Source organism: Piscinibacter gummiphilus (assembly GCF_032681285.1).
GTDB classification, from domain to species: domain Bacteria; phylum Pseudomonadota; class Gammaproteobacteria; order Burkholderiales; family Burkholderiaceae_C; genus Rhizobacter; species Rhizobacter gummiphilus_A.
The window spans coordinates 2,391,971-2,404,897 of record NZ_CP136336.1 but is presented as its reverse complement, the minus strand read 5'-3'; the positions used below and the strand labels follow the sequence as shown (position 1 = coordinate 2,404,897).

15 protein-coding genes are annotated in these 12,927 nt (G+C 70.3%); 7 read left to right on the top strand and 8 right to left on the bottom strand.

The window, feature by feature from the left end; genetic code table 11:
- Window positions 1–88: 88 nt before the first annotated feature.
- The 7 genes from RXV79_RS11275 to RXV79_RS11245 are packed head-to-tail and all read left to right on the top strand — an operon-like array spanning window position 89 to window position 6,276.
- Complete coding sequence (locus RXV79_RS11275) at window positions 89–1,315, top strand: thiamine pyrophosphate-dependent dehydrogenase E1 component subunit alpha (RefSeq protein WP_316703514.1); 1,227 nt, start codon at window positions 89–91, stop codon at window positions 1,313–1,315.
- Window positions 1,316–1,327: 12 nt separating this feature from the next.
- Window positions 1,328–2,299 (top strand): alpha-ketoacid dehydrogenase subunit beta, encoded by a 972-nt coding sequence (locus RXV79_RS11270; RefSeq protein WP_316703513.1) that lies wholly within the window; start codon window positions 1,328–1,330, stop codon window positions 2,297–2,299.
- Between the two features lie 4 nt (window positions 2,300–2,303).
- Window positions 2,304–2,615, top strand: a complete 312-nt coding sequence (locus RXV79_RS11265; RefSeq protein ID WP_316703512.1) for a YgiT-type zinc finger protein — start codon at window positions 2,304–2,306, stop codon at window positions 2,613–2,615.
- Complete coding sequence (locus tag RXV79_RS11260) at window positions 2,612–3,196, top strand: hypothetical protein (protein WP_316703511.1); 585 nt, start codon at window positions 2,612–2,614, stop codon at window positions 3,194–3,196. Before RXV79_RS11265 ends, RXV79_RS11260 begins: the two co-directional genes overlap by 4 nt.
- Before the next feature lie 37 nt (window positions 3,197–3,233).
- On the top strand, window positions 3,234–3,833 hold the full coding sequence (locus tag RXV79_RS11255) for a hypothetical protein (protein WP_316703510.1): 600 nt from the start codon (window positions 3,234–3,236) through the stop codon (window positions 3,831–3,833).
- A gap of 30 nt (window positions 3,834–3,863) precedes the next feature.
- Entirely contained in the window at window positions 3,864–5,309 is a 1,446-nt protein-coding gene (locus tag RXV79_RS11250; protein ID WP_316703509.1) for an MBOAT family O-acyltransferase, read from the top strand.
- Window positions 5,310–5,316: 7 nt separating this feature from the next.
- Window positions 5,317–6,276, top strand: a complete 960-nt coding sequence (locus RXV79_RS11245) for a hypothetical protein (protein ID WP_316703508.1) — start codon at window positions 5,317–5,319, stop codon at window positions 6,274–6,276.
- 5 nt (window positions 6,277–6,281) lie between these two features.
- Here RXV79_RS11245 and RXV79_RS11240 read toward each other — a convergent pair whose 3' ends face one another.
- From RXV79_RS11240 to RXV79_RS11205, 8 genes are all read right to left on the bottom strand, one after another.
- The gene (locus tag RXV79_RS11240; protein WP_316703507.1) at window positions 6,282–6,473 is read right to left on the bottom strand and encodes a YgaP family membrane protein; all 192 of its coding nucleotides are present in this window, start codon (window positions 6,471–6,473) and stop codon (window positions 6,282–6,284) included.
- Window positions 6,474–6,555: 82 nt separating this feature from the next.
- A complete protein-coding gene (locus RXV79_RS11235; RefSeq protein ID WP_316703506.1) occupies window positions 6,556–7,917 on the bottom strand; it encodes an ATP-binding protein in 1,362 nt (453 codons plus the stop codon).
- The gene (locus tag RXV79_RS11230) at window positions 7,914–8,594 is read right to left on the bottom strand and encodes a response regulator (protein ID WP_316704082.1); all 681 of its coding nucleotides are present in this window, start codon (window positions 8,592–8,594) and stop codon (window positions 7,914–7,916) included. The genes RXV79_RS11235 and RXV79_RS11230 overlap by 4 nt, the downstream gene beginning before the upstream one ends.
- A 69-nt stretch (window positions 8,595–8,663) precedes the next feature.
- Entirely contained in the window at window positions 8,664–9,323 is a 660-nt protein-coding gene (locus RXV79_RS11225) for a tetratricopeptide repeat protein (protein ID WP_316703505.1), read from the bottom strand.
- 11 nt (window positions 9,324–9,334) lie between these two features.
- Window positions 9,335–10,144: an SDR family oxidoreductase gene (locus tag RXV79_RS11220; protein WP_316703504.1), complete on the bottom strand. Its 810-nt coding sequence runs from the start codon at window positions 10,142–10,144 to the stop codon at window positions 9,335–9,337.
- A complete protein-coding gene (locus RXV79_RS11215) occupies window positions 10,141–10,809 on the bottom strand; it encodes an iron-containing redox enzyme family protein (RefSeq protein ID WP_316703503.1) in 669 nt (222 codons plus the stop codon). The genes RXV79_RS11220 and RXV79_RS11215 overlap by 4 nt, the downstream gene beginning before the upstream one ends.
- On the bottom strand, window positions 10,806–12,236 hold the full coding sequence (locus RXV79_RS11210) for an AMP-binding protein (protein WP_316703502.1): 1,431 nt from the start codon (window positions 12,234–12,236) through the stop codon (window positions 10,806–10,808). The genes RXV79_RS11215 and RXV79_RS11210 overlap by 4 nt, the downstream gene beginning before the upstream one ends.
- Window positions 12,233–12,889, bottom strand: a complete 657-nt coding sequence (locus RXV79_RS11205; RefSeq protein ID WP_413816679.1) for a thermostable hemolysin — start codon at window positions 12,887–12,889, stop codon at window positions 12,233–12,235. The genes RXV79_RS11210 and RXV79_RS11205 overlap by 4 nt, the downstream gene beginning before the upstream one ends.
- Window positions 12,890–12,927 lie beyond the last annotated feature (38 nt).

Genomic DNA, 12,927 nt, shown 5'->3' with positions numbered 1-12,927 from the left:
CATTGCGATTCGTCAACACGGCCTGCGCTGCGAAGCACACGATGGCCCGCACAAGCACCACGTTGTGTGGGAACGCAGGAGACGAAACATGACAGATGCCACCACCCCCACGGGGGCGCCGCACGACGCGCCTCCCTCCGCCGAAGGCTTGCTGCCTTCGAATCGACGCGGCTTCTTCAAGGCCGTGGCCGGCGCAGGCGCCGCGGTATCGCTGCTGAACAAGAGCGCGTGGGCGCAGGAGATCGGCTACTGGGCGAAGGACCTGCCCGGCGACAAGCTGGTCCAGATGTACACCGACATCGTGCGCATCCGCTGGCACGAGCGGACCATGGTCGACAAGATGCTCACCGACACCAAGTACCGCGGCTACAACCACTTCTACGCGGGCCAGGAAGCGGTGGCCGTGGGCGTGTGCTCCGCGCTCAACAACAAGGGTTCGTTCGACCAGGTCGACTTCGTCTACAGCTCGCACCGCCCGACCGGCCACGCCATCGCCAAGGGCGTGGACATGAAGAAGATGGCTGCGGAGAACGACTTCCGCGCCACCGGCCTCAACGGCGGCTACGGCGGCGAGATGCACCTGTCGGACAAGAGCTGCGGCTTCATCGGCGCCGACGGCATGATCGGCCCCGGCCATGTGATCGCCACCGGCTCGGCCTTCGCCTTCAAGGCGCGCGGCAGCAAGCAGGTGTCGGTGGTGTTCGCAGGCGACGGCACCTACGCCACGCCGCACTTCCACGCCGCGCTCAACAACGCCGCGCTGCTCAAGCTGCCCTTCATCTACGTGCTGGAGAACAACCTCTACCACCAGTACGCGCACTACTCGTACTCGTGCCCGATGAAGGACATCGCCGATGCGGCGCGCACCTACCGCATCCCCGGCGTGGTGGTCGATGGGCAGGACGTGTTCCAGGTCTACAACGCCGCCAAGACCGCCGTCGACCGCGCCCGTGCCGGCGAAGGGCCGACGCTCATCGAAGCCAAGACCTACCGCTACTACAACCACTGGGGAGCGCCCGGTGCCAAGCCGGGCGAGCTGGGCGCGTTCGGCTACGACCCGCTGGCGATCTCGACCTTCCGCCCCGAGCGCGAGGTGCGCGAGTGGATGCAGCGCGACCCGGTCGACATCTGCCGCAACGTGCTCATCAGCTGGGGTGTGCTCGACCGCGCACGCGCCGACCGCATCGAGGCGGCGGCCAAGCAGGAGGCCATCGACGCCTTCGCGTGGGCCGACCAGCAACCCTTCTGCAAGCCCGAAGACGGGCTCAAGCACGTGTACACCACCGGCTCGGTGGCGGCCCGCCAATTCGGTTGAGGAGACAACACCATGGCACGCAAGAGCTTCATGTATTCCGTCCTCGAGGCGGTGCAGTACGAAATGCGACAGGACCCGGCGATGGTCTGGATCTTCGAATTGACGCCGCCCGTTTCGTCCAACCCCGGCAAGCCCGTCATCAACCTCGAGAAGGAGTTCGGCCGCAACCGCGTGGTCAACACCGGCATCGACGAGATGTGGATGGCCGCGGCCACCCTCGGGGCGGGCCTGGCCGGCAGCAAGGCCGTGACCTACATCCCCTACCAGGGCAACTGCATGTGCTTCCAGATCATCCAGAACCACGTGGGCAAGCTGCGCGGGATGACCGGCGGCGTGGCCTCGATGCCGGTGGTCTTCATCCTCGAGATGACCGGGCAGACGCCCGGCTTCGCGGGCCAGCACTCCGACTACGAAATCGACACCTACTACGCCCACATCCCCGGCGTGAAGACGGTGGTGCCGTCGACGCCGTACGACGCCAAGGGCATGATGGTCTCGGCCATCCGCGACCCGAACCCGGTGTGCTTCCTCTACGCCGCTGGCCTGCGCGAACTGGTCGACGAGGTGCCCGACGAGCAGTACACCGTGCCGCTCGACAAGGCCGCGGTGCGCTCGACCGGCAGCGACATCACCATCGTCGGCTCGGGCGGCGGCATGCCCGAGGTGCTCGATGCCGCCGAGCAACTGAAGAAGCAGGGCATGAAGGTCGAGGTGATCGACCTGCGCAGCCTGAAGCCGATGGACACCGAGACGCTCGTGAAGTCGGTGCAGAAGACCAAGCGGCTGCTCACCGTGGACCAGTCGTACTACACGCTGTGCCCCGGCGCCGAGGTCATCGCGCGTGTGGCCGAGAACGTGAACGGCGCACGCTTCAACCGCGTGGCCTTCCCCGACGCGGCGCCCCCGGCATCGCCCGAGATGTTCCTCTGGATGCGCCCGAACGCCACCCACATCGTCAACGCGGCCAAGAAGCTGGTGGGGTGAGCCGATGGAGATGCAACTCCCGTTCGAACCCGAAGGCGAAGCCGCGCCCTCGTTTCGCTGCATGTCGTGCGGCAGCGCCGAGGTGCACGCCAGCCGCGTGCGCTCGGCCTTCTGGCATGACGATCGCCTGGTCGTGGTGGAAGGCATCCCGGCACTCGTGTGCGAGCGCTGCGGCGACCAGTTCTACGACGACCGCACCGCCATCGGCCTGGACATCCTGCGGGGTGGCGGCTTTCCCGCCGAGCAGGCGGTGCGCACCGTCGAGGTGGCGGTGTTCGACTACGGCGAAGCGCCGGCCGTCAGGAACGTGTCGTGAGAACAGGGCGTCTCTTCGGCATGCGCGTGCTGGGGTGGCTTGCACTCGGGCTGATCCTCGCGTTCATCACCTTCGCCGTCGCCAACGCCCAGGGCGAAGACGAGCGTTTCATGCCCAAGGGCGGCCGCACGCTACTGCTCGAATCGCTCGGCGCACAACCGGGCGTCGACGAGTTCCGCCGCATCGCGTCGAGCCGCAACACCGACGCGCAGTGGGAGGCCTTCGTCGCCGGGCGCGCGGTGCCGGCTGGCGCGCGCGAGAAGGCCACGCTTGCGGCCTACCTGAGCGTCAACATGCCGCTGCCCGAGAAGGCCCTCGCCTCGCTCCAGCCGGGCAAGCTCGCAGACGTGCTGCCGCGCGACGGCCGTGAACTCGCCTGGCAGCAGTGCCAGTTCTGCCACTCGCTCTATTCCAGCCACCTCACCCAGCGGCGCGACGTGCAGGGCTGGCGAAACATGTTCCTCTCGCCCTTCCACCGCGAGCTGAAGATGACGCCGCAGGAGCGCGAGGAGTTCGCGCGCTACTCCGCGATCAACATGCCGATGAACACCGACGACGTACCGAAGGACCTGCGCTTCTGAGCGCAGCGAAGCCACACGAACCGCGAGGAGAACCGCCGTGAAACCCACCGCTCGCGCCGCCGCCGCACTGGCCCTCGCGCTGCCGCTCTTCGCGCTGCCGCTCTTCGCGCTGGCGGCTGACGTCTTCGACTTCATCCCCGACGGCGGCCGCACCCTCTTCGCCCGCGTCTTCGGCAGCCGGCCGGCAGACGCCGAACTCAACGCCGTGCTCTCGGGCAAGAAGAGCCGCGACGAGTGGGTGGCCTACCTGCGCGGCCACGACAAGGCCATCGCCGGCCTGCAGAAGCTCGACGAGCAACAGGTGCGCACGCTGGCCGACTACCTCGCCGCCAACATGCCGCAATCCGGCCTCAAGGCGCCGTCGCCGCCCTCGCAGGCCAATTGGGCGAAGGCCCTGCCGCCCGACGGGCGCGACTTCGCGCTCAACTACTGCCAGGGCTGCCACATCATCACCGTTGTCATCACCCAGAAGCGCACCAAGGAGGCATGGCTCGGGACGATGGGCAAGCCGAGCCACGTGCAGATCAAGCTCAAGCCCGACCAGCGCGAGGCACTGGCGAACTACCTCGTGATCAACGGCGGCATCCCCATCGACGATGTGCCCGAAGAGTTGCGAGCCGGGGGCGCGACCTACTGAGACGCGTGCGCCCCGGCGCGAGGCCCGGCCATGCTCTTCACCTCGCTCGAATTCCTGCTCTTCCTGCCGCTCACGCTGGTGTGCTTCGGGCTCGTGCGGGCCGACCGGCGCTGGGCGGTGCTGCTGCTGGCGAGCTGGGTCTTCTATGGCTTTGCAAAGCCCGCGAACCTGCTGTACCTCGGCGGCGTGACCGCCGTCGTGCTCGTGTGCACCCAGGCGCTGGCGCGTGCACAGGCCGCGGCACGCTCGGCCTGGCTCGTGCTCGGGCTCACCACCGTGCTGGGGTCGCTTGCGGCCCTCAAGTTCTACGACTTCGCGGCCGGCGAGATCGAGCGGCTCGTCGAAGGGGCGGCACTGCCGCGGCTCGGCCTCGCCTCGCCGGCGGGCTATTCCTTCTATGCGTTTTCAGCCGCGAGCCTCTTGATCGACACCTACGCGCGCCGCCTGCACCCTGCCGGCCCCGGCGAGCTCGCGCTCTACCTTGCGCACTTCCCGAAGGTGCTGGCCGGGCCGATCGAGCGCGCCACCGCCTTCCTGCCGCGCGTGCGCGAGGGCCTGAGCCCAAGCCCGGAACTCGCAGTCCACGGTCTGCAGCTCCTGTTGTGGGGCCTGGTCAAGAAGGTGCTGATCGCCGACAACCTTGCGCCCTTCGTCGACAAGACCTTCGGCATCGCGGCCTACGCCTCGCCCGTCGACCTGCTGGTGAGCGTGTATTTCTTCGCCTTCCAGATCTACTGCGACTTCTCCGGCTACACCGACATGGCCATCGGCATCTCGATGCTCTTCGGCCTGCCGCTGATCGAGAACTTCCGCCGACCCTACCTCGCGCGCAGCACGGCCGAGTTCTGGGGCGAACGCTGGCACATCTCGCTCGGCCGCTGGTTCCGCGACTACCTGTACCTGCCGCTCGGCGGCAGCCGCGCCGGCCGGGTGCGGCACTACCTCAACCTGATGATCGTGTTTCTGGCGAGCGGCCTCTGGCATGCGGGGCTCGGCTACGGCGTGGGCTGGACCTTTCTCGTCTGGGGTGCGCTCAACGGCGCCTACCTGTGGGGCGGCGTCGCCACCCGCCCGCTGTGGCAGCGGCTCGCGCGCGCGCTTCCGCGAGCGGCCGGCAGCCTCGGGTGGGCGACGCTGCGCGTGCTGCTCACCTTCCACCTCGTGCTGGTGAGCTGGGTGTTCTTCCGCGCGAAGACGATCGAGGAAGCGTGGCTCGTGCTCAAGCGCATCGCCACGCAACTGCCCGAGTTGCCCGGCCTCGCGATGAGCTACCCCTTCGGTGCCGACCACAAGCTCGGGGCCGCGCTGATCGCCGGGCTCCTGATCGTCGAGCTCGTCGATGAACGCCGGAGCCTCTTCGAGCGGCTGCGTGCCGCACCGACCGCGCTGCGCTGGGGCGTGTGCTACCTCGCCATCGCGGCGCTGCTCCTCGGCGGGCGCTGGCAGTCGCGCGAATTCATCTACATGCAGTTCTGAGCCTGCGATGAAGACCTTGTGGCGCCCGGCTCTGCTCTTCTGCACCATTGGCCTGCTGCTGTACCTCGCGCTCTACGCAGCGGCCGAGCAGCTGCTGCAGCGCCAGGGCCACAGCAACCCCGTGTTCAGGGTCGAGCAGCTGCCGCCGGGCACGGCCGACTGGGTGGTGCTGGGCGCCTCGCACGCCATGCCGCTCGGCTTCGCCGGCGTCAACGAATCGCTCGAACAGGCCACGGGCCAGCGCCTCGTTCAGCTCGCCGGCCCCGGCACCGGGCCGCTCTACAACCGCTGGGTGTTCGAGCACTACCTGCAGTCGGGCCACCGCGCACGCCACCTGCTGTATGTGGTCGATTCGTTCGCCTTCTACTCGCGCACCTGGAACGAAGACCGCCTCGCCGATGCGAAGCTGCTCGCCCGCACCCCCTGGCGTGCCTCGCTGGCCGCAAGCCTCGCCCGCCACGTGGCCGAAGACGGGGTCGACCCACGGGCGCTCCTCGACTACACGACCGGCTTCTCGAAGATCAACAACCGCAACCGTTTCGAACCCGATGCGTGGGAAGGCGAGGCGCAGTTCGACCGCTCGGCGCGCGCATCGGCCACGGCCACGCGAAAGCGCATCGCCTACCTGTACCCGCAAGGCACACCGGAAGACGCGCTCACGCGCTACATGGACGAGCTGGCCAGGCTCCTCGGCACCGCACGCGCCCACGGCATGACGCTGCACCTGCTCAAGATGCCGCTGCCGGCGGGCTTTCGCCGCCAGCTCCCCGACGAAGGTGCCTTCGACGCGGCGCTTGCGGCCCTGGCACTACGCACCGGCGCCGAGGTGCAGGACCAGTCACGCAGCATCGACGACGCGACGCTGTATTTCGACTCCGACCACCTCAACCGCCAGGGCCTCGCACGGTTTTCCGAGGCCTTTCTCGTGCCGTGGCTGCGGCAGCATGCCGCGCCCGGCACCCGCTAGAGGCGCTACTTCCCGAGGCTGCAAGTGTTGATGCCCAGGGCGCTGTAGAGCGGGCACCAGCCAAGCGCCGCGGTGACGAGCGGCACCACGCCGATCCAGCCCCACGGGCCGATGATGCCGGCCACAGTGGCGCCGATGAGCCCCACACCGGCCAGGGCACGCACGGCGCGGTCGATGTTTCCTTCGTTGCGGGTCATGTTCGATCTCCTTGCAAGCTGAGAGACACCCAGCATGCGCCGCCTGAGGCGCAAGCCCGTGACCCAGATCAAGGCCGCGCGCTCAGGGCGCGAACTGCACCCTGGCGCAGAAGCCCCGCCCGCCCGGCTGCGGGCCCACCGCCACGACCAGGCCGTGCAGCGCCGCGATGCGGCTCGCAATCGAGATGCCGAGGCCGCTGCCCGACTCGGCCTGGCCCTCGACGCGGTGGAACCGCTCGCCGAGCCGCGCGAAGTGCTCGGGCGGGATCGCCGCAGCGTCGTTGTCGACGGTGAGGCCGGTTTCGGTGAAGCGGATGCTGACCGTGGTGTGTCCGGTCGCGTAGCGCACCGCGTTGTCGAGCAGGTTGCGCAGCATCACCGCCAGCAGCGGCCTGCTGCCGAGCATCGGCAGCGCGCGCCGGTCGTCGGGCGGCCACTCGCAAACGATCTCGATGTGGCGCCGCTCGGCGAGCGGCAGGCAGTCGGCCACCACCTCTTCGACGATGCTGCGCCAGTTGATCTCGTCCTTCGCGGGGGCGGCACTGCCGGGGCGCACCGACTCCACCCGCGCAAGCATCAGCAGCTGGGCCACGAGCCGGTCCATGCGGTCGAGCCCCGAGGCCAGCCGCTCCTCGGCGTGTGCACGAGACGGGCCGGGCGCCGCGCGGCGCACCACATCCCACTGCGCCCGCAGCGCTGCAAGCGGCGTGCGCAGCTCGTGCGCGGCATCGCCGGTGAAGCGGCGCTCGCGCGCGAGCACGTCAGCCACCCGCTTGAAGAGGCCGTTCATCGCGTCGAGCAGCGGCAGCAGCTCGCCGGGCTGGCGCTCGGTGGCGATGGGCGTGAGGTCGTCGGCGCCACGGTGTCCGATCTGGTAGGCCAGGTGCTGCATGGGCGCGAGCGCCCGCCGCACCGCCCAGGCCATCGCGCCGATCAGCACCGGCAGCATCACGATCCAGGGGAAGAGCTGGCTCAGCGTGACGTCGTACACCAGCTCGTCGCGCTCATGGTCGAGCTGGCCCGCGGCCACGTGCCACGCGCCCGAGGCGGAGCTCAGGTAGTACACGCGCCACACCTCGCCGCCGTGGGTCTCATTGACGAAGCCGTTGCGCCCGGGCTTGTGCTCGAGGCCGTTGCCGTCATGGTCGAGCACGCGGCGGCCGGTGCGGTCCCACACGGCGATGGCGAAGTCGTTCATCTCCGCGGCGCCGCTGCTCGCGTCGCCGGTCTTCGGCATCTTGGGCAGCTCGCCGAACGAGACCCGGCTCGCATCGCCATCGGGCGGCAGCAGCGCGTGCACCTGGCGCACGAGGCGGATGAGTTCGGTGTCGAAGAGTTCATCGACCTCGTCGCGCGCCCGGTCGAACGAGATCGCGAAGGCGACCACCCACACGAGCGGCGCGCACAGCATCAGGTAGACAAGCAGGCGGCGCTGCAGCGTCATGGCGCTTCGGGCTCGGCCGTGCCCAGGGCGTAGCCCACGCCGCGCACCGTGCGCACGACCGATGGGCCGAGCTTGCGCCGCAGGTGGTGGATGTGCACCTCCAGCGAGTTTCCCTCGGGTTCGTTGCGCGACCAGTCGTAGAGCTTCTCCAGCATCGCCGCCTTCGACAGCACACGGTGCGGGTTCGACATCAGCACCTCCAGCACCGCCGTCTCGCGCGCCGTGAGCTCGACCGGCCGGCCGCACCACTCGACGGCACGCGACGACGCGTTGAACGACAGCGCCCCGTGCTGCCACACCGATTGCGCGCGGCCCCCGGCAGCGCGGCGGCCGAGCGCGCGCAGGCGGGCGCCGAGTTCGTCGATGGTGATGGGCTTGACGAGGTAGTCGTCGGCGCCGGTGTCCAGGCCCTCGATGCGCTGCTCGACCGCGTCGCGCGCCGTCAGCACGAGCACCGGCACCGCGATGGCGCGCCGCCGCCACTCGGCCAGCCACGACAGGCCGTCGCGCCCGGGCAGGCCGAGGTCGAGCACGATGGCGTCATACGGTGCCACACCGAGCGCGTTGTCGGCCTCGGCGCCGGTGGTGAACCAGTCGACCGCATGGCCGATCTGGCGCAGGCCCTCGGCCAGCGCCTCGCCGAGCGGGCCGTCGTCTTCCACCACCAGCACACGCATGCTCACCTCGCAGAGAGTCCTCGCGAGGCGCAGTGTAAGCAGAGGCCCGCGCCGAGCGGGCCTCGCACGTCAATGGGCACGGGCGCGTTCGAGCAGTTCGCGGGCCTCGGCGCGGCGGCCTTCGTCGGCCACCTGGCGGCCAGGGCGTGCGGGTGCGGCCAGTGCACGCTCGAGGTAGGCCACGGCGTCACCGCGGCGGCCGGTCTCGACGAGGTACTCGCCGTAGAAGTAGTTGGCGTCGATGCCGTTCGGGCTGATCGAGAGCGCCTTTTGCAGCAGCTCGCGCGCCTTGGCCTTGTCGCCGAAGCCGATGGGCCAGCCAGGCACCTTGTAGTACAGGACGCCCAGGCTGTTGTAGGCCGAGCCTTCGAGCACGCTGCCTTCGATGCGGATCGCGTCTTCGTAGAGCGACTTGGCCTTCTTCACGAGGCCGAGCGCGCCGAGGCCGCCCTTCTCGCCGGCCAGCGAACTGACCACGATGCCTTCCCACACCAGCGGCTCGCTGCGCTGCGGCTGCGCCTCGCTCAGGCGGTGTGCCTTCGCGGCCAGATCTTCGAAGAGGCGCACCCGCTCGGCGGGCGGGCGCTGGTAGCGGATCTGCGCCCACTCGCGCTGGATCTCGGCCACGCCGTCTTCCACCGGCCCGGCGGTGGCGGCGCGCGTGGGCGCCATCGTCATCAGGAGGCACAGGGCGAAGGCGCCCATGGCGCCGAAGGTCAGTTTGTCCATGAGGTCACTCTCTATCGGTTGCGGGGTTGAAGGCTGTCGCGGTGCTTGCGGAACGCACCGTCGAGCCACGAACTCGCGAGGCCGTTCAGGCGCACCGCGATCACTTCGGGGAAGCCCACGTAGCGTTCGGCCCGCTCGCTTTCCAGCAGTGCGAGCAGCGCGTCGGCCACACGTTCGGGCGTGTCGAGCGTGGCGCCGGTGTCGCGCGCGTAGGCCTCGGCGCGGGCGTCGTTGAAGTTGGTCTGCGTGCTGCGCGGGCCGAGGTACTGCACGCGCACCGGCGTGCCGGCCAGCTCGCGGCGCAGCGCCTCGGCAAAGCCACGCAGGCCGAACTTGGTGGCACTGTAGGCGGCAAAGCCCGGCAGGCCGAGGCGGCCGAGTGCCGAGCCGATGCAGATCACCTGCGCCTTCGTGCGCGTGCGCAGGTGGGGCAGCAGCGCCTGCGTGAGCAGGATGGGCGCGATAAGGTTGGTCGCCACGAGCGTGTTGAGGTGCGCGGCCTCCAGCTCGGCGATGGGGCCAAACGCGGGCACGCCCGCGCCGTGCACGAGCACGTTGCAGTGCCACTGGGCGGCATCGCCGGCCAGCTGCGCGAGGGCCTTGGGGTCGGTGAGGTCGGCCACGCGCCAGGCGAGGCGCTTCTCGTCGGTGGGGTCGGCCCCGACCGAAGCGGCGAGTTCACGCGCGAGGCTCGCGAGCCGTGCCGCCGAGCGCCCCACCAGCATCACCGAGGCGCCCGAGCGCACGAGCCGTGCGGCCACGGCGCGGCCGATGCCGCCCGCAGCGCCCGTGAGCAGCACGCGCGCCTCGCCGGCCTTCATGCCACCACCTCGGCACGCGGCATCGGCAGGCTGCGGAACACGTCGCCGTAGAGCTTGAAGAAGGCGTTGGCGGCGTGCACCACCGCGGCGCGGTCGGTTTCATCGTCGAGGCCGTCGACGAGCATCGCGTAGTGGTCCACATGCTCGCGGTCGAGCGTGCCGTGCGAGCGCAGGTAGCTGAAGGCGTTGTCGGGCAGGCCGAGCGCCTGCTGGATCTGGTCGGCCGCGGCGAGCGCAAGCGACACGCTCGTGCCTTCGAGCACGTAGACCATGCCGAGGAACATCAGCGGGTGTCGGCGCGCGATGGCGTCGTAGGCATAGGCCACCATCACCTCGGTCGCGTGGCCCGGCTCGCCGTGGCGCACCGCTTCGGCATCGCCCCCGGCGGCGCGGATGTCGTCGAGGATCCACTCGTCGTGGCCGGCCTCTTCGGCGATGTATTCGTCGAAGGCGGCGCGCATCCACTCGAGGCGCGGCGGCAGCGCGGCGCGGCAGGCTTCGAGCAGCGGCACGGTGTGCCGCACGTGGTGATAGGCCTGGGTGAGGAAGGCGAGGTAGCTCGGCAGCGACACCTCGGCCTTCAGGCAGCCCTGGATGATGGGTGCGGCCAGCAGGGTGTTGCGGGCAGCGGCCGTGTCGGCGGCGAGTCGTTCGTAGAAGCTCATGTCGGTTGGTTCGAAAGCTGTGAAGAAGAGGCGTGGCGCTGCTCGATGGCATCGCGCCGCGGGCGACCGTTGGCGGTGGCGAAACCCGAGGCCGCATCGAACGGCGCGGCGCCTCGCACCCAGCGGCCGATGCGCGCGTAGTCGGGCAGCGTGGCGTTGGCAGCGGCCACGGCGCGGTCGAGCGCGGCGTCGTCGGCACGCGGGTCGACCGGCCACAGCACGGCCCAGAGCTGCGGCTCGCCCTCGCCGAAGACCACCGCCTGCAGCACGGCGGGCTCGTCGCGCAGCACCGTCTCCACCCACTCGGGCGACACGTTGCGGCCGAAGGCGGTGATGAGCACGTGCTTGCGGCGGCCCTGCAGGTGCAGGAAGCCGTCGGGGTCGATCGAGGCGAGGTCGCCCGTCGCCACCCACGCGTCGGTCATGGCCGGGCCACCCACGTAGCCGAGATACAGCGAGCCCGTGACCTCGACCTCGCCGCCTGCGCCGATGCGCAGTTGCGCGTGCGGCAACGGCCGGCCGGCGCTGCCGGGCTTGTCGGCGCCGGGCAGGTTGAGCGTCTGCACCGAGGCCGCTTCCGAGAGGCCGTAGCCTTCGTAGGCTGGCAGCCCCACCGCGCGCGCCAGCGCCAGCAGCTTGGGGCCGACGGCCGCGCCGCCCACCGCCACGAAGCGCAACGCTTCCGGTGCGCGCTGGCGCGTGGCGTGCAGCCAGCCGGCCCAGGCGCGCAGCATCTGCGGCAGCAGCACCAGGCTGTGCGGCTGGTGCAGGCGCACCGCGCGGTCGAAGGCGGCGGGGTCGAAGCTCGACGAGCCGGTGAGGCCCAGCTCGCGCAGCGGCCGCACGATGCAGGTGGCCCCGGCAGCGAAGGGCGCCAGCACGCCAGCGATGTTCTCCAGCAGCACCGGCAGCGGCAAGGCACACAGGTGGCGCGTGATGCCAAGCGGCTGCAGGCGCTCGGCCAGGCCCAGGCCCACACGCTGCATGGCCGCTTCGCTCAGGCACACGCCCTTGGGCGCGCCGGTGGTGCCCGACGTGAAGGTGACCTTCGCGGTGCCCGCCGGGAGCGGCACCGCCGCTGCGGCGTGGCGCGCAAGGCGCAGGTGGCGGCCGGCCACGGCGAAGGTGTCGGCGGCCTCCGCGTCCACTTCGGTGACGAGCGTGCCCACGCCCGCGGTGACGAGCGCATGCTGCACCTGCTCAGGCGTGAAGAAGGCCGGCAGCGGCACGTGCACGAGCCCGGTGCGCACGCAGGCGCGGTCGAGCACGACCCACGCGGCCGAGTTGTCGAGCAGCGTCGCGAGCCGCCCTTCGATGCTGCGCGCCTGCAACTGCGCAGCGCAGGCGGCGATGGCTTCGTCGAGCTGCGCGCCGGTCCATCGCACGCGCTCGTCTTCGAGGGCCCAGTGATCGGCACCCACGTTCATGGCTGGCCCTCCGGCGTGAAGAATGGCAGCGGCTCGTCGGAGGCGCTTCGACGGTGCGCCCCGTCGAGCCGGCTGATCGCCTGCGGCAGGTGGCCGGCGAGGATCACCGGCTCGTGTTCGTAGTAGCGGCCCCAGTGGTGGCGCTCGTCACCGAGCTTGTGCGGGTCGGCGGCACCGAGCGCAAGCGGCGTGATGCCCAGGCGCAGGAAGAGCGCCCGCAACTCGCGCGTGACGGTGCTCACCACCCAGGTGTAGCCCTCGTCCACCAGGTGCTGGGTGAGGCAGTGGATGAGGCGGCGCCCTTCTCCGGCACGCGTGGTGGCAAGGTGCCCCACTTCCACGATCTGCGCGCGGGGCACGTGCTCGCCGGCTGTCTGGGGCAGGCAATGTTCGATGGGTCGGCCGAGGTAGCGTTCGAGGAAGAGCGGCTCGTCGCGTGCTGCGCGGTAGCCGGCTGCGGCCACCACGCCGTGCGCGCCCGACAGGCTCGCCAGCACCGGCGTGAAGGCCGGCGGCTGCGCGCCGTAGCGGCGGTCGTACACGTTGCGGATCAGGGCCTCCACCGCCGCGCGTCGCGGTGAGGCCGGTGCGTGCAGTTCCAGACGGCAGGTGTGCGTCTCGTTTGAAGCGTGGTGTAAGCGTCGCGCATGCATGATGGGTGGTCGGTGGCGCAAGGGATCGCCTTGCTGAC